This window comes from Streptomyces sp. OZ13 (assembly GCF_052068155.1).
GTDB lineage: Bacteria > Actinomycetota > Actinomycetes > Streptomycetales > Streptomycetaceae > Streptomyces.
This window is the reverse complement of record NZ_JBQHCZ010000003.1, coordinates 532,257-548,334: the sequence shown is the minus strand read 5'-3', so window position 1 is coordinate 548,334 and position 16,078 is coordinate 532,257. Positions and strand designations below refer to the sequence as shown.

The window sequence follows — 16,078 nt, the reverse complement described above, 5'->3', positions numbered from 1 at the left end:
GTGTGACAAGGAACATGCAGGCGGGGCGGGCGCCCGAAGAGCGCCCGCCCCGCCGTCCTACTGTCTTCTGCGACTACTCGGTGACCTTGCCGATCACCACGCTGCCGGCGCCCGCGACCGTGCCGCGGTTGTTCAGCAGCTGCACCTCACCGAAGAACTGGCGTCCCTCCGGAGCCGCTCCACCGACCACGACCTCGGCGCTGACCTGCGCCGACGCACCGTTGGCGAGCTGGACCGAGGATCCGGCGTCGATCTTCACGGAGCCGAGCGACGGGGAGAAGAACACATCGCGGTAGTCGTACTCGGTGGTCCCGGCGGGGACCGAGTAACCGTCGACCACGATCGTGTAGGTACCGGCGGCCGGCTTCAGCAGGCTCACCGCCTCCTCGGAGTCGCCGTCCGCGGCCTGGCCGACCACGGCGCCGTCCTTGAGGACCAGCAGGTCCAGGTCCGCGCCGTTGTCGGCGGGCGAGCCGATCGCCACGTCGAGGCGCTCCACGCCCTCGCCGATGGTGACCGTGGACTCCTGGGACTCACCGTGCGCGATGGACGGACGGGCGACCTTCGCCGAGCCCAGGGAGCCGCCGGCCAGCTTGCCCTCGAGAGAGGCGAAGCGGTTGGTGACGTTCCACTCGACGGGGGCCGGCGTGCCGACCTTCGCCTCGGGGAGCGTCTTGACGGCCGGGTCGAAGTCGGCGCCCAGCACCGTCACGTCCAGCTCGAACGGGTTGTCCAGCAGCGGGGACGTGCGCCGCGACTCGACCTCGATCTCCCAGACGCCCGGCATCGGCTCCGGGTAGGAGCGCACGTCGGGACGGCAGGTGTTGGCCGGGTTCGCGTAGTTCGGGTAGCAGTTGACCGTCGAGGTCGGGTCGACCGGCAGCCCGTACGGGTGGAGGCCGATGAACCGGGTCTGGCTGCCCTCGGCGAGCCCGCCGATGGCGACCTCGAGGTTCTTGGCGCCCTCGGGGACGGTGATGAAGTACGACTTGTGGCTGTTGCGCTGCACCGTGTCCGCCTTGGAGACGGTGTACCCGGGCTTCGCGAGGTCGTCGGAGGCGACCACGGTGGCCAGGATCTGCTTGTCGACGCCCACGGTCGAGCGGTCGTCGGCCTCGAGGACGGCGCTGTGCACGCCGGCCGTCTTCGGCCGCGCCTGGACGGTGACGGTGACCGGCTGGTTCAGCGGGAGCCTGACCTCGGACCCGCTGAGCAGACGGAAGGTGCCGTCGTTGTTCTTCCAGCGCAGGGTGTGCGCGACGGCCTTCTTCGGGCCGGTCGTGCGGGTGACGGTGATGTCGTAGGTCCGGCTCTTGCCGGCCTTCAGGCCGCCCTCGCGGTCGTAGAGACCGGTGCCGAAGCCCGGGGTCTTCAGCGCGAAGTCGATCGCGGTGTCGACCGGGGCCTTGACCGAGTACTCGTGGGCGCCCACGCCGTCCTTGATCTGCTCCCAGGCGTCCACGACGTCGATCAGGCCCGCGCCCTGCTCGTGCGCCTGCTCACCGCTGATGCGGTGGGCGGTGCTGGTGAGGGCCGTGCGCAGCTTCGCCGGGGTCAGCTCGATGCCGCGCTGCTTGGCCGCGGAGAGCAGCAGTGCCGCCGCGCCCGCCGCCTGCGGAGAGGACATCGAGGTGCCCTGCATCATCGAGTAGCCGGGCGGCAGCTGGTAGCCGGCCTCGGCGACCGGGCCGCCGGGCGACCAGGTCTGGGTGGTGTTGACCGCCGCGCCGGGCGCGGTCAGCGTCGGCGTGAAGCCGCCGTCCTCACGCGGACCGCGCGAGGAGAAGGGCAGCATCGCGTACTTCTTCTCGACGCCGGAGCCGTAGTTGGACGCCCAGGTCTCCTTGGAGATGGACGCGCCGACGGAGATCACCTTGTCGGCGACGGCGGGGTCGCCGAGCGTGTTGGTGCCCGGGCCCGAGTTGCCGGCGGAGATCACCAGCTGGACGCCGTAGGTGTCTATGAGCCGGTTGTAGAGCTCGGCGCGCGCGTTGTTGCCGTCGTTCAGCGGGGGCAGACCGCCGATGGACATGTTGACGATGTCCACGCCGCGGTTGATGACCAGGTCGGCCATGCCCTCGGTGAGCGCGATGTTGGTGCAGCCGCCGCTCCAGGTGCAGGCGCGCGAGGAGACGATCTTCGCGCCGGGCGCGGCGCCGTTCATCCTGCCGCCGAAGAGGCTGTTGGCGGCGGTGATACCGGCGACGTGCGTGCCGTGCGACCCCTCGATGACACCGATGTTGACGTAGTCGGCCTTCGCGCCGGCGGCGTTGTAGACGACGTCGGTGCGGACCTCGATGACGAACGGGATGCGCTCGGCGATCTCGGTCTTCGGGTCGTCCTTGCCGAAGTAGCCGACCTGGAAGCCGTTCTTGTACGGCTTCATCAGGGTGTCGTTGGTGAAGTCGGCGTCGTTGTTCAGGTCGACGCGCGCGGTCCGGGTGCCCTCGTCGTAGAGGACCGCCCAGACGTCGGTGGTGTCGCCGTCCCGGTTGAGGTCGCCGGCCATGTCGCCGCCCTTGGTGGCGGCCTCCGCGAAGAGGTTGAAGCGGTATGCGCCGGCCGGGGCGGAGTAGGTGCGTCCGCCCGCGGTGAAGGTCGGACCGTTGACGGCCGTGTTCATCCGCAGCCACGTGCGGTCGCCGTCGGCCACCGGGTCCGTCGCCGTGACCCAGTCGACGATCTTGCGCTCGCCGGTGGTGGTCTTCTGGAGCGCCGGGTGGCCGAGGTCGACGCCGGAGTCGAGGATTCCGATGGTCACGCCGCGGCCGTCGGCCTTGGGGTGCGCCTTGACGAAGTCGACCGCACCGGTCTCGAAGGACGGGTTGTACGGGTTCTTCGCCGGGGTCGACGCGTCGGGCGCGGGGTACTGCTGGACCTGCGCGTCGGCGGTGCCTGCGGCCTTCACGGTGTCCGCCGCCGGGGTCGGGTCGTCCAGCTCGATCTCGTGCTTGAGGTCGATGCCGTGCACGCTGGACAGCTTGGCCGCCGACTTGAGGGCGGCCTCGGCCTTGCCCGTGGGCAGGGTGGCACTTACGTAGCCGAGCTCGTCGAAGGTCCTGCCGACGGTTGCGCCCTTGACGGCGTCCAGCTGGCCGGCGACCTGCTCGGTCGCGCCGGGGGCGGTGGCCACCATGACGGTGACGGTCTTCTCGCCCTTGGCCTCGGCCTCCGCGAGCAGCTCGGCGTCGGCCGAGCCGATCTTGTCGGAGGACGACTTGGCGGCCTTGACCGCGTTGGCGCCGGCCGGGTCGTCGGCGGGCGCTGTGGCGACGGCCGGAGCGACGCCGGCAGCGACGAGCGCGGCCACCATCGAGGCGGCGGCCGCGACGCGTGCCACGCGTCTGTGACCTGGCGTCGAACGTCCCGTTGTGGAGCTCTCGGGTTCGGGGGTCATCAGCATCCCTGTTTGTGAAAGAGAGGGTCCGGAATACGGTGCCGGATGACCGCTCAGCCTGTCGTAAATGACAGGGGTTTGTGGAGAGTTGATCGAGACGGGATGTGTGCATGGCGGAAACCCGCCACCGCGGATCGTGCGCCATCGCGGACGAACGGGTTCTTATCGACCTCGATGAGCTGACGCGCCGGTAATCTCACCGAATGAACAAGGAGTTGAGGGTCGCGGCGTACGCCGTCTGCATACAGGACGGACAGATCCTGCTGGCCCGCTGGGTCGCGCGCGACGGCGCGAAGAAGTGGACGCTGCCGGGCGGCGGCATGGACCACGGGGAGGACCCCCTCGACACCGTCGTCCGCGAGGTCGAGGAAGAGACCGGCTACATCGCCGAGATGACCGCGCTGCTCGGCCTCGACTCGGTACGCCGCCGCTACCCGCGCAAGCTGGGCGCCTTCGCGGACTTCCAGGGCTTGCGGATCGTGTACGAGGGCCGGATCACCGGCGGCGAGCTGCGCAACGAGACCGGCGGATCCACGGACCTCGCCGCCTGGCACCCGCTGGAGGCGGTGCCGGCGCTCCACCGCGTCGAACTCGTCGACGTGGGCCTGGAGCTGTGGCACTCCAGGCCGGTTCTCGGCAGGGTCGCTCAGCGGGGCAGCACCACCACATAGGCGGCGGGCTCCCGGTCCGCGGCGGCCATCAGCGCGGTGCGCACCACGGTCGCCTGCTGCTCGGGCGACTCACGGAGCCTGCGCGGGGTCAGGTGCACGACGGTGATGCCGAGCCGCTCCAGATGCTCCCGCTTGCGCGCGTACCGGGACCACTGGGCGTCCTCGTCCTGGCGGGGCGCGCGCGTGTCCAGCTCCACGGCCACGGCCTGCTCCGGCCAGTACGCGTCGACCCGGCCGAGACGAGGGCCGCCGGGGAGACGGAGGTCCACGTTCCACAGGGGGTCGGGCAGACCGCCGTCGCGGACGAGCCCGTACAGCCTGCCCTCCGCCAGCGCACGGCCCTCCGCGAGCAGTTCGTCCACGGCGCTCACGACGTGCGGGCGGTCGAGCAGCCGCGCGTCGTTCAACTCCCGCACCAGCGCGGCGGGCTCGCAGTGCCCGCCCCGCACGGCCTCCGTCAGCAGCCGGCCGATCAGTCCCGCGTCGTCGAGCTGCGCCACCGCGTCGGCGAGGGCGCGGGACGCGGGGGCCACGGGCACGCCGCCGACCTCCTCCGCCCGGGGCATCGAATGCCCCCGCACCAGCCGGGCGAACCCGGTCGACCGCAGCCGCCGCGTCCGCGGCACGAGCACGTCGATCGGCTCGATCGAGGTCAGCGGCGGAGCCGCGGTGAAGCCGTGCAGCGCGAGCGCGGCGAGCCCGGTGGCCATCGCTTCGCCGTACGGCGCCGATTCGTGCCGCTGGGCCGGCAGCACGGGCCGGCCGGCGTACAGCAGCGCGGCGTGCAGCCGCTCCTCGCCGGTGGCCGGTCCCGGATGCAGCAGGTACACCCCCGGAAGCAGCAACTGCCAGTCCCCGCCGGGCCGGCACTTCTCGGCGACCCGCGAGGGCGTGTAGCCGTGCGTACGCAACTGCGCCCCGGACACGACCCGTCGGCGCACGTCGCCGTCGGGCCGGCTGAGGGGGAGGGGGAGGGGAGAGAGGGGAGCGTTGGACTGGTTCATGCCGATGAGATGCCCGCGTCGTCGGACCGGGCTAACCGCTGTTACAAGCTCGTCGACAATTCAGGACAACCGCGTACTAAAGTACGCACGTTCGAGTGCCGATGTGGGGCGGGTGTTGTGACCACCCCGGCCCGCTGTTGTCGGTGTGCGGCTCGGCCACGTACGGGGCCCCGCCTGTGCCGGGCCCGGCAGCCGGGTGCCGCGTGCCGGGCGCGGCCCGAACCCCGTTACGGCCTTCGGCCGTGTCCTCAAGCTGCCCCTACGGTGGCAGCCGTGGCACGTGCCGGGCGGGCCCTGCCTGCCTCCGCACGCTCGGCCTTGCCCGCGCGGCCGAGGCCCCGGCACGGGGCAGGTCCAGCCCCTATCGGCGATCGAGGCGCGGGGGTCCGGGGGCGGGGCCCCCGGAACACCGTGCGGAGCGCGGGGCGGGGTCCGGGGCCCCGGTTTCGGGAAGGGGTGAGGGGCGCGGCCCGCCGCAGGCGGACCTCGCGGGCCGCGCCCCGACCATCACGCCCCGTCGCGCTCCTGCGCCCGCAACGCCCTCGCCAGATCGTCGCGGGACTCCGCGACCAGCCGCCGCAGCGCCGGCGCCGCCGACTCGTGCGCGGCCAGCCACTCGTCCGTCGCGTCGAGCGTGGCCCGGGAGTCCTGGAGGGACGGGTACAGGCCCCGCACCACGTCCATCCCGATCTGGATCGACCGCTCGGACCACACCCGCTCGATCGCCTCGAAGTACTTCTCGGTGTACGGGGCGGTCAGTTCACGCTGCGACGGCTGGACGAAGCCCGAGATCGTCGCCTCGACGAGCGCGTTGGACAGCTTGTCCGACTCCACCACCGCCGTCCACGCCTGGTCCTTGACCGCGGCCGACGGCCGCGACGCCAGGCAGCGCACCTCGTGCCGCTTGCCGGAGGCCGTGTCGTCGCGCGCCAGTTCCGCCGCGATCGCCGACTCGTCGGCGACCCCGTGCGCGGCCAGCGGTTCCAGGAACGACCAGCGCAGTTCCTGGTCGACGTCCAGGCCGTCGATCTTCTCGGTGCCCGCCATCAGCCCGGAGAGCAGCCGGAAGTCCGAGTCGTCCGTCGCCACCGAGGCGAAGAAGCGGGCCCACGTCAGCTGGTGCTGGCTGCCCGGCTCCGCGCGCCGCAGTTCGTCCAGCGCGCCGGACGCGAGCAGCCGGCCGCTCTCCTCGCGCCACTGCGGGGCCACGTAGTGCACGAGGGCCGACCGCGTCCACGCGTGGAGCATCTGCAGCACACCGATGTCGGACTCGCTCCCGGCGAACTTCAGTACGAGTTCCACGAAGTCGCGCGCCGGCATGAGCGCGTCCCGTGTCAGGTTCCACAGCGCGGACCAGCACAGCGCCCGCGCCAGCGGGTCGGTGATGTCGCCGAGGTGCGCCCGCAGCGTCGCCAGCGAGTCCTCGTCGAAGCGGACCTTGCAGTAGGTCAGGTCCTCGTCGTTGACCAGGACGAGTCCGGGCCGCTCCTCGCCCGCGAGTTCGGGCACGACCGTGCGCGCGCCGGTGACGTCCACCCCGGCCTGCGCGTACCGCACGAGCTCCGCGTTCTCGATCCGGTAGAGGCCGACGGCCACCCGGTGCGGCCGGAGCGTGTCACCGTCCTGCGAGATCGCCAGCTCGGCGATGCGCCCGTCGGCGTCGTACGCCACCTCGGGAGTCAGCGCGTTCACGCCCGAGGTCTCGAGCCAGGTCCGGGACCAGTCCTTCATGTCACGCCCGGACGTCTCCTCCAGCACGGACAGCAGGTCACCGAGCCGGGTGTTGCCGTACGCGTGGCGCTTGAAGTAACGCCGGGCGCCCTCCATGAACGCGTCCCGGCCCACGTAGGCGACGAGCTGCTTGAGCACGGACGCGCCCTTGGCGTACGTGATGCCGTCGAAGTTGAGCTTGGCGTCCTCGAGGTCGCGGATGTCGGCCGTCACCGGGTGCGTCGACGGCAGCTGGTCGGCGCGGTACGCCCAGGCCTTGCGGTTGTTGGCGAAGGTGACCCATCCGTTGGTGAAGCGCGTCGCCTCGACCATCGAGAAGGAGCCCATGAAGTCCGCGAAGGACTCCTTGAGCCACAGGTCGTCCCACCACTGCATGGTGACGAGGTCGCCGAACCACATGTGCGCCATCTCGTGCAGGATGACGTTGGCCCGGCGCTCGTACGACGCCTGTGTCACCTTGCCGCGGAAGACGAACTCCTCGCGGAACGTCACGCAGCCGGGGTTCTCCATGGCGCCGATGTTGTACTCGGGCACGAACGCCTGGTCGTACTTCCCGAAGGGGTACGGGTAGTCGAAGTGCTCGTGGAAGAAGTCCAGGCCCTGCTTGGTGACGAGGAAGATGTCGTCGGCGTCGAAGTGCTTGGCGAGCCCCTTGCGGCACATCGCGCCCAGCGGGATCCGCAGGACCGTGCCGTCGGCCAGTTCACGCTCGTACAGGTCGGTCTCGTAGTGGTACGGCCCGGCGACGACCGCCGTGATGTACGTCGAGATCGGCGCCGTCTCGGCGAACCGCCAGGTCCCGTCCTCGGCGCGGGCGCCCTCGCGGTTGCTCCACACCGTCCAGCCCTCGGGGGCGGTCACCTCGAAACGGAACGGCGCCTTGAGGTCGGGCTGTTCGAAGTCGGCGAAGACCCGGCGCGCGTCGGCCGGCTCGTACTGGGTGTAGAGGTAGACCTCGCCGTCCTCGGGATCGACGAAGCGGTGCAGTCCCTCACCGGTGCGGCTGTAGGCGCACCGGGCGTCGACGACGAGCACGTTCTCCGCCGCCAGGTCGTCCAGCGCGATCCGGGAGCCGTCGAAGACGGTCGCGGGGTCCAGCTCACGTCCGTTGAGGGTGACCGCCGTCACGGACGGGGCGAGCAGGTCGACGAAGGTCGAAGCACCCGGCTCGTTCACCCGGAACCGGATCGTGGTCACCGACCGGAAGGTGCGTGGCCCTGAGGCGTCCTCGGGCTCCCCGACCGCGGACCGCACGTCGAGGGCCACCTCGTACCCGTCGACGGACACCAGTCCGGCCCGGGAGCGGGCCTCGTCGCGGGACAGATTCTCACCGGGCACAAGCACTCCTTCGTGTCTCGTTCGAACACCAGCGATCCTCCCACGGGAATCGGCGGAGCCATCGGCGGCGTTGCCCGGGCAGGCGCGCAGGGCGCCGATCCCTTCCGAGGAGTGATATGTCGCACAACGGCAAGACGCCCGTGGACTTCTGGTTCGACCCGCTGTGCCCCTGGGCCTGGATGACCTCCCGCTGGATGCTCGAGGTGGAGAAGGTCCGTGACGTAGAGGTGCGCTGGCATGTGATGAGCCTCGCCGTGCTCAACGAGGACAAGCTCGACGAGCTTCCCGAGGAGTACCGGGACATGCTGGAGAACAAGGCCTGGGGCCCGGTGCGCGTCGTCATCGCGGCCCAGCAGGAGCACGGCGACGAGGTGGTCGGCAAGCTCTACACCGCGCTCGGCACCCGCTTCCACAACGAGGGCATGGGCCCCGGCCGGGAGGCCGTCGTGGCGGCGCTGAAGGACGTCGGTCTGCCCACGTCCCTCGCCGACTTCGCCGACAAGGGCACGTACGACGCCCAGCTGCGCGCCTCCCACAAGGAGGGCATCGAGAAGGTCGGCCAGGAAGTCGGCACGCCGGTCATCGCGGTGCCGGGTTCCGACGGCGAGCAGATCGCCTTCTTCGGTCCGGTCGTCACCCCCGCCCCCAAGGGCGAGGAGGCGGCCCGGCTGTGGGACGGGACGCTCATGGTCGCGTCGATCCCGGGCTTCTACGAGATCAAGCGCACGCGGACCCAGGGCCCCATCTTCGACTGAACCGCCCACCGGACGGCAGCGCCCGCGTCCCGGCGTCAGCCGCATCCCGGACAGCACAGTGCCCCCGCGAGTACATGACTCGCGGGGGCACTGTGCTGTCCGGGATGTTCCGTGCGCTGCCGCGCTCAGTCCGTCGCGCCGGCCCCGGCGGCGGACCGGGACTCACGCGTCTTCTGCAGCACGAATCCGACGACGGCGAGGACCAGCGTCAGGACACCGGTGCCGAGCAGCTGCATCCGGGTCTCCTCCTCGCGCAGCATCAGCGCGAAGACGGTCGCCATGCCGGCCAGGGCGAGCAGCGTGAGGCCGGGGAACAGCCACATCTTCACGACCAGCTTCTCGGGGTTCTCCCGCTCGGTGCGGCGGCGCAGCACCAACTGCGAGACGGCGATGAAGAACCAGACGACCAGGATGATCGCGCCGATCGTGTTGAGCAGCCACATGAAGATGTCGTCCGGCCGCCAGTACGACAGCAGCACGCACAGGAAGCCGAAGACGGAGGAGACGAGCACGGCGGTCCGCGGCACGCCGCCGGAGATCCGGCCCAGCGCCGTCGGACCCTGACGGCGGGCGACCAGCGAGCACGCCATCCGGGAGGCGCCGTAGATGTTGGCGTTCATCGCGGAGAGCAGGGCGATCAGTACGACCACGTTCATGATCTGGCCCGCGCCGTCGATCCCCAGGTGGTCCAGGGTCGCGACGTACGGCCCCTTCTCGGCGACCGCCTTCTCGTGCCACGGCACGAGCGTGACGATGACCGCCATCGAGCCGATGTAGAAGACGGCGATACGCCACATCGCGGTGCGAACGGCCTTGGCGACGCCCTGCACCGGGTGCTCGGACTCGGCGGCGGCGATGGTGACCGTCTCCAGACCTCCGTAGGCGAAGACGGAGGCGAGGAGGCCGACGATCAGGCCCTCGCTGCCGTTCGGCATGAAGCCGCCGTCACCGGTGAGGTTGGCGGTGCCCGGGGCCTCGCTGCCCGGAAGGACGCCGGCGATCGCGAGGACGCCGATGCCCAGGAAGAGCACGATCGCGCCGACCTTCAGCGCGGCGAACCAGAACTCGAACTCGCCGAAGTTCTTCACCGCCGCCAGGTTCGTACCGCAGAACACGAGCATGAACAGCGCCACCCAGGCCCACTCGGGAGTCCCGGGGAACCAGCCCGTCATGATGCCCGCGGCGCCGATGGCCTCCAGGCCGACGGCCACGCACAGCAGGAACCAGAACGCCCAGCCGGCGGTGAAGCCGGCCCACGGCCCGATGGCCCGCTCCGCGTGCACGGAGAAGGAGCCGGAGGCGGGGTTGGCCGCCGACATCTCGCCCAGCATCCGCATCACCAGCATGACCAGCAGTCCGGAGAGGGCGTACGCGACGACGATCGACGGTCCGGCCGCGGCGATGCCGGCGCCCGATCCCACGAAGAGCCCGGCACCGATGACACCGCCGAGGGCGATCATCGACAGGTGGCGTTGTTTGAGGCCGTGCGTGAGCGTGGCGTCGGCCGGCTGGTCGACGGGCGCGGGCGCGGTGGTCCGAGACATGGGCGTGCCCTGTTCATGAGCTGAGACGGGGGAGCGGCCCAGTGTGGGCATGGTCGCCGCTCACAGGGAACAGATGTCCGCTATACGGTCACGATCTTCACGGAACGTCAACAACCGCACACGGGAACCCCGCGATTCAGCGGCGTCGTTCGCGCAGCTCCCGGACGGCCGAAACCAGCAGTACACCGGCGGTCGCGCCGCTCGACCACAGCACCTGAGGCCGGGCTGCGTCATCGGTGAGCATCAGCCCCAGCACCGCCGCCATCGCGGCGAGCGCGACCCAGGTGAGCCACGGGAAGCCCCACATGCGCAGCGTCAGCTTCTCCGGCGCCTCGCGCTCGAGGCGCCGGCGCAGCCGCAACTGCGACACGGCGATCAGTGCCCAGACGAACAGCAGTACCGCGCCGACCGAGTTGAGCATGTAGAGGAAGACCGAATCCGGCCACTTCAGATTGAGCAGCACGGACACGAAGCCGAACGCGACGGACGCGAGCACCGCCTTGCGCGGCACGCCGCCCAGGCTCAGCTTCAACAGCCCCTTCGGCGCCTCGCCGCGCTCCGCGAGCGAGAACACCATCCGGGAGGCGCCGTACAGGTTGGCGTTGAGCGCGGACAACAGCGCCACGAAGACGACGATCTCCATGATCCGTCCGGCGCTCGGCACCCCGATCGAGTCGAGAACGGAGACATAGGGGCTGAGGCCCGCCTTCTGCGCCGTCCAGGGCATGACGGTCACGATGACGGCCATCGAGCCCACATAGAAGAAGAGGATGCGGACCACCGCGCTGCGCACGGCGCGGCCCACCGCGCGTGCCGGGTCCGCGGTCTCCGCGGCCGCGATGGTGACGACTTCGAGGCCGCCGAAGGCGAAGACGACGGCGAGCACGCCGGAGATCACGCCGGACCAGCCGCCCGGCAGGAAGCCGCCCTCGCCGGTGAGCCGGGTGAGGCCGACCGGGTCCGTGTCCGGCAGCAGCCCGAAGATCGCCAGAGTGCCGAGTGCCAGGAAGAGCACGATCGCGACGACCTTGAGTGCGGCGAACCAGAACTCGAACTCGCCGAAGTTCTTCACCGCGGTCAGGTTGGCGGCGGTGAAGACCACCATGAACACCAGCACCCAGCCCCACTGGGGGACGGCGGGTGCCCAGCCGTGGGCGATCGCCGCGGCGGCCGTCGCCTCCGCGGCGAGCACCACCACCAGCAGGAACCAGTACAGCCAGCCGACGCTGAACCCGGCCCAGCGCCCTAGCGCGCGTTCCGCGTGCACGGAGAACGAACCGGAGGCGGGCATCGCGGAGGACATCTCACCGAGCATCCGCATCACCAGCATCGCGAGGGCGCCCGCGATCAGATACGAGAGCACGATGCCGGGGCCGGCCAGGGCGATGCCTGCGCCCGATCCCACGAAGAGTCCCGCGCCGATCACCCCGCCGAGGCCGAGCATCGTCAGATGGCGCTGCTTGAGCCCGTGGCTCAGGGGTTCGGCCTCTGCGGCCAGGGGCGTGGGCGGCGCGTCGTGCATGTGCTGGAGAACTCTCGGATCACTCGGTACGAGTTATGGGGTCCCTACAGTCTTCCCGAGTTGGCACCTCCTGTGCAAAACGGACGCCTAAGCCCCGGACCTCAGTGACGAGCATCACGCCATCGCCGGCATGATCGAGATTCTTTGTGCGAACCCAACCAAGCCGTCAACCGCCGCTTTGTGGGCGGCTGCTGGTGATCGAGCGATTCTCCGTGGGCTACGGTCACCCTGTCCCGAACTGCCCTCACCCTCGCGGAGTCCCGATGAGCACTGCTGCCGCCCCCGTCCGATCGGGGCTCGTCCTCGCCGACCTGCTGCCCGCGTCCCGCGTCCGGGACATCACCCTCGTCGTCGGCGGCGCCGCGCTCACCGGCATCGCGGCGCAGATCGCCGTCCCGGTCCCCGGCTCCCCGGTCCCCGTGTCCGGCCAGACCTTCGCGGCCCTCCTCGTGGGCACCGCGCTGGGCGCGCGCCGCGGCTTCCTCTCCCTCGCCCTGTACGCGGTGGCCGGCATGGCGGGCATGCCGTGGTTCGCGCAGGCGACGTCCGGCTATGCGATGCCGTCCTTCGGCTACATCCTCGGCATGCTGCTCGCCGCGACCGTCGTCGGCCACTTCGCCCGTCGCGGCGCCGACCGTTCCGTGCTGCGCATGGCGGGCACGATGGCGGCCGGCTCGGCGATCATCTACGCGGTGGGCGTCCCCTACCTGGCGCTGGCCACCGGCATGTCCCTCGGTGAGGCGGTCGCGGCCGGCCTGGTGCCGTTCCTGATCGGCGACGCGCTGAAGGCGGCCCTGGCGATGGGCGCGCTGCCGACCGCCTGGAAGCTCATCGGCCGCCGCGGCTGACGCACACGGCCCCCGGCCGCAGAAGAGGCCCGCCCCGGTTCTCGGCCTCCTGAGACCGGCGGGCCTCTTGCGTTTCCCGGTTCGCACCAGAGACGGGAAAAGTAGGGAGGCTCTCCGTCCGTCCCTCGCAGGACCGACGGAGAGCCTCCCTTCCGACGTCACTCGGCCTGAGGCGTCGGGTTTCGCTCAGGCTCCGGAGACCGGCTCCACCTCTTCGTCACGGGCGGCCGTGACGGGTGCGGCGGCGGGCCGCGGGGAGAACTTCTCGCGGGTCACGGCGATCGCGACCACCACCGCGGCGACGGCGATCGAGAGCAGCGCGACCTGCCGGTTGGCGTCGTCGATGACCATGTAGACGAGCACGAAGGTGATCATCGCGGCGGTCGCCCAGGTGAGGTACGGGAAGAGCCACATCTTCACCGTCAGCTTCTCCGGCGCCTCGCGCAGCAGGATGCCGCGCATCCGCAGCTGGGTGAAGCAGATCACCAGCCAGACGAACAGGGCCACCGCGCCGGACGAGTTGAGCAGGAACAGGAAGACCGTGTCCTTGAAGGCGTAGTTGAAGTACACGGCGGCGAAGCCGAAGACCACAGAGGCGAGGATGGCCGCCGTCGGCACGCCCTTGGCGTTGACCTTGGCGAACGACTTGGGCGCGTCACCGCGCTCACCGAGCGAGAAGGCCATGCGCGAGGCGGTGTAGAGGCCCGAGTTGAGGCAGGAGAGGACCGCCGTCAGGATGATCACGTTCATGATCTGACCGGCGTTCGCGATGCCGATCGAGTCCAGGGCGGCGACGTACGACCCCTTCTCCTCGATGGACTTGTCGTTCCACGGGAGCAGCGTCAGCACGACGAAGATCGAGCCGAGGTAGAAGAAACCGACACGCCAGATCACCGAGTTGGTGGCCCTGGTGACCGCGCGGCGCGGGTTCTCCGACTCGCCGGCCGCCAGGGTGACGATCTCGCTGCCCATGAAGGAGAAGACGACCAGCAGCACACCGGCGAGGATCGCGCCGGCGCCGTTCGGCATGAAGCCGCCCGCGTCGGTCAGGTGGGCGAGGCCCGCCCCGGGATTGTCGGAGCCCGGCAGCACACCGAAGACGGCCAGCAGACCGACGATGACGAAGGCGCCGATGGCGACGACCTTGATGCCGGCGAACCAGAACTCGAACTCGCCGTACGAGGAGACGGAGACCAGGTTGGTGGCCGTCAGTACGACCATGACGATCAGCGCCCAGCCCCACTGCGGGACGGCCGGCATCCAGCCCTCGAGGATCTCGGCGCCGGCCGTGGCCTCCACTGCCAGCACGACGACCCAGAAGAACCAGTAGAGCCAGCCGATGGAGAAGCCCGCCCAACGCCCGAGCGCGCGGTCGGCATAGGCGGAGAAGGAGCCGGAGTTCGGGCTCGCGGCGGCCATCTCGCCCAGCATCCGCATCACGAAGACGACCAGCATGCCCACGAGCGCGTACGACAGCAGGATCGCCGGGCCGGCCGCGGCTATGCCGGAGCTCGATCCGACGAACAGGCCGGCGCCGATCACACCGCCGATGGCGATCATGGAAAGGTGGCGGTTCTTGAGACCGGCCTTGAGACCGTCGGGGGAAGGCGACTGTCCCGGGGTGCCGGGCATGTCGCCTTCCTTTGTGAGGGTCGACTGCGACGTCATGGACGAATCCTTATGTCTTGGTGCCGCTCGGGTTACGAACTTCGGAATTAGAACCCAGTACGTGCCAGTACGGAAGAGTCGATTCCGTTTCGTTGCACTCGTCACTCCGGCGCGCCCCGAGCCCGGCCCCGCGCCGGACTGCGCCTGCCCCGCATGCCACACTCGAACCATGCGCGTGTACCTCGGCTCGGACCATGCCGGCTTCGAACTCAAGAACCACCTCGTCGAGTGGCTCAAGGCCCATGGCCACGAGCCCGTGGACTGCGGTCCCCACATCTACGACGCCCAGGACGACTACCCGCCGTTCTGCCTGCGTGCCGCGGAGCGGACGGCCGCGGACGAGGGCAGCCTCGGCATCGTGATCGGCGGCTCGGGCAACGGCGAGCAGATCGCCGCCAACAAGGTCAAGGGCGTGCGTGCCGCGCTCGCCTGGAGCGAGCAGACCGCCGCGCTCGGCCGTGAGCACAACAACGCCAACGTCGTGGCCATCGGCGGGCGGATGCACACCCTTGAGGAGTCGACGAAGTTCGTCGAGATCTTCCTCAGCACTCCGTACTCGGGTGAGGAACGTCACACCCGCCGTATCGAGATGCTCTCCGCGTACGAGACCACCGGCGAGCTCCCCCCGATCCCGGCCCACCACCCGCAGCAGGGCTGAGCCCCGCACCCGCATCCGCTTCCATGTGCCGCCGGGTCCGTCCCGGCGGCACGGTCATGCCGTCCAGGAGGACCGACCCCATGCCCGAGGGGCACACGATCCACCGCCTCGCGGAGGACTACCTCCACCGCTTCGCGGGGTGGAACGTCCGGGTCAGCAGCCCCCAGGGCAAGTTCTCCGACAGCGCCGCGCTCCTCGACGGCCGCGTGCTCGACGGCGCGGACGCGCACGGCAAGCACCTGTTCCTCGGCTTCGAGGACATCGGCTGGGTCCACATCCACCTCGGCCTGTTCGGCAAGCTCGGCTTCGGCACGGCCCCCGCGCCGCCGCCCACCGACACGGTCCGCCTGCGCGTCCTGAACGAGGACCACTACGCCGACCTGCGCGGCCCGACCACCTGCGCGCTGATCACCGAACCCGAGAAGCGGGCGATACACGACCGGCTCGGCCCCGACCCGCTCAGGCCGTCCGACGACCCCGACCGGGCATGGGCGCGGATCTCCCGCTCCCGCACGACGATCGCCGCGCTGCTGATGGACCAGAAGATCATCGCCGGCGTCGGAAACGTCTACCGCGCGGAGGTCCTCTTCCGCCACGGCATCGACCCCTACCGGGCCGGCAAGGACCTCACGCGCCGCCAGTGGGACGCGATCTGGGAGGACCTGGCAGCGCTGATGCGCGAGGGCGTCCGCAACAACCGCATCGACACGGTCCGCCCGGTACACACTCCGGAGGCGATGGGCCGCGCACCGCGTGTGGACGACCACGGCGGCGAGGTCTACGTGTACCGCCGGGCCGACATGCCGTGCCATGTCTGCACCACGCAGATCCGCACGGCACCACTGTCGGCCCGCAACCTCTTCTGGTGCCCGACCTGCCAGCCCACCACGGCCTGAACCGGAACCCTTCGGGAAGGGGCGGGTAGGGGAAGGAGACCGCCGC

The 16,078-nt window shown here is 70.4% G+C and carries 11 protein-coding genes; 5 read left to right on the top strand and 6 right to left on the bottom strand.

Going from position 1 to position 16,078, the window contains the following annotated elements:
• Positions 1 to 73: 73 nt before the first annotated feature.
• Positions 74 to 3,403, bottom strand: a complete 3,330-nt coding sequence (locus ACTMTU_RS09490; protein ID WP_441263023.1) for a S8 family serine peptidase — start codon at positions 3,401 to 3,403, stop codon at positions 74 to 76.
• 197 nt (positions 3,404 to 3,600) lie between these two features.
• Between ACTMTU_RS09490 and ACTMTU_RS09485 the strand changes: the two genes are divergently transcribed.
• Positions 3,601 to 4,068 (top strand): NUDIX hydrolase, encoded by a 468-nt coding sequence (locus ACTMTU_RS09485; RefSeq protein WP_441263022.1) that lies wholly within the window; start codon positions 3,601 to 3,603, stop codon positions 4,066 to 4,068.
• Here the strand turns inward: ACTMTU_RS09485 and ACTMTU_RS09480 are convergent.
• Entirely contained in the window at positions 4,044 to 5,072 is a 1,029-nt protein-coding gene (locus ACTMTU_RS09480) for a hypothetical protein (RefSeq protein WP_441263021.1), read from the bottom strand. The genes ACTMTU_RS09485 and ACTMTU_RS09480 overlap by 25 nt on opposite strands.
• 507 nt (positions 5,073 to 5,579) lie before the next feature.
• Positions 5,580 to 8,141 (bottom strand): aminopeptidase N, encoded by a 2,562-nt coding sequence (gene pepN / locus ACTMTU_RS09475; protein ID WP_441263020.1) that lies wholly within the window; start codon positions 8,139 to 8,141, stop codon positions 5,580 to 5,582.
• A gap of 116 nt (positions 8,142 to 8,257) precedes the next feature.
• On the opposite strand from pepN, the gene ACTMTU_RS09470 reads away from it, so the two are divergent.
• Positions 8,258 to 8,896 (top strand): mycothiol-dependent nitroreductase Rv2466c family protein, encoded by a 639-nt coding sequence (locus tag ACTMTU_RS09470; protein WP_441263019.1) that lies wholly within the window; start codon positions 8,258 to 8,260, stop codon positions 8,894 to 8,896.
• A 125-nt stretch (positions 8,897 to 9,021) separates the two neighbouring features.
• Here ACTMTU_RS09470 and ACTMTU_RS09465 read toward each other — a convergent pair whose 3' ends face one another.
• Together ACTMTU_RS09465 and ACTMTU_RS09460 are read right to left on the bottom strand one after the other, a co-directional pair.
• Positions 9,022 to 10,440, bottom strand: a complete 1,419-nt coding sequence (locus ACTMTU_RS09465) for an amino acid permease (protein WP_441263018.1) — start codon at positions 10,438 to 10,440, stop codon at positions 9,022 to 9,024.
• Positions 10,441 to 10,576: 136 nt separating this feature from the next.
• The gene (locus ACTMTU_RS09460) at positions 10,577 to 11,962 is read right to left on the bottom strand and encodes an amino acid permease (protein ID WP_441263017.1); all 1,386 of its coding nucleotides are present in this window, start codon (positions 11,960 to 11,962) and stop codon (positions 10,577 to 10,579) included.
• Between the two features lie 263 nt (positions 11,963 to 12,225).
• Here ACTMTU_RS09460 and ACTMTU_RS09455 point away from each other — a divergent pair, with 263 nt between their 5' ends.
• The gene (locus ACTMTU_RS09455; protein WP_441263016.1) at positions 12,226 to 12,810 is read left to right on the top strand and encodes a biotin transporter BioY; all 585 of its coding nucleotides are present in this window, start codon (positions 12,226 to 12,228) and stop codon (positions 12,808 to 12,810) included.
• Between the two features lie 186 nt (positions 12,811 to 12,996).
• Here ACTMTU_RS09455 and ACTMTU_RS09450 read toward each other — a convergent pair whose 3' ends face one another.
• Positions 12,997 to 14,478, bottom strand: coding sequence for an amino acid permease (locus ACTMTU_RS09450; protein ID WP_441263015.1), 1,482 nt, complete (start codon positions 14,476 to 14,478; stop codon positions 12,997 to 12,999).
• Positions 14,479 to 14,647: 169 nt separating this feature from the next.
• Between ACTMTU_RS09450 and ACTMTU_RS09445 the strand changes: the two genes are divergently transcribed.
• Positions 14,648 to 15,136 carry a ribose-5-phosphate isomerase gene (locus tag ACTMTU_RS09445; protein WP_307706432.1) on the top strand — a complete coding sequence of 163 codons (489 nt, stop codon included), beginning with the start codon at positions 14,648 to 14,650 and terminating at the stop codon, positions 15,134 to 15,136.
• An 80-nt stretch (positions 15,137 to 15,216) separates the two neighbouring features.
• Positions 15,217 to 16,032, top strand: a complete 816-nt coding sequence (locus ACTMTU_RS09440; protein WP_441263014.1) for an Fpg/Nei family DNA glycosylase — start codon at positions 15,217 to 15,219, stop codon at positions 16,030 to 16,032.
• Positions 16,033 to 16,078: the final 46 nt, after the last annotated feature.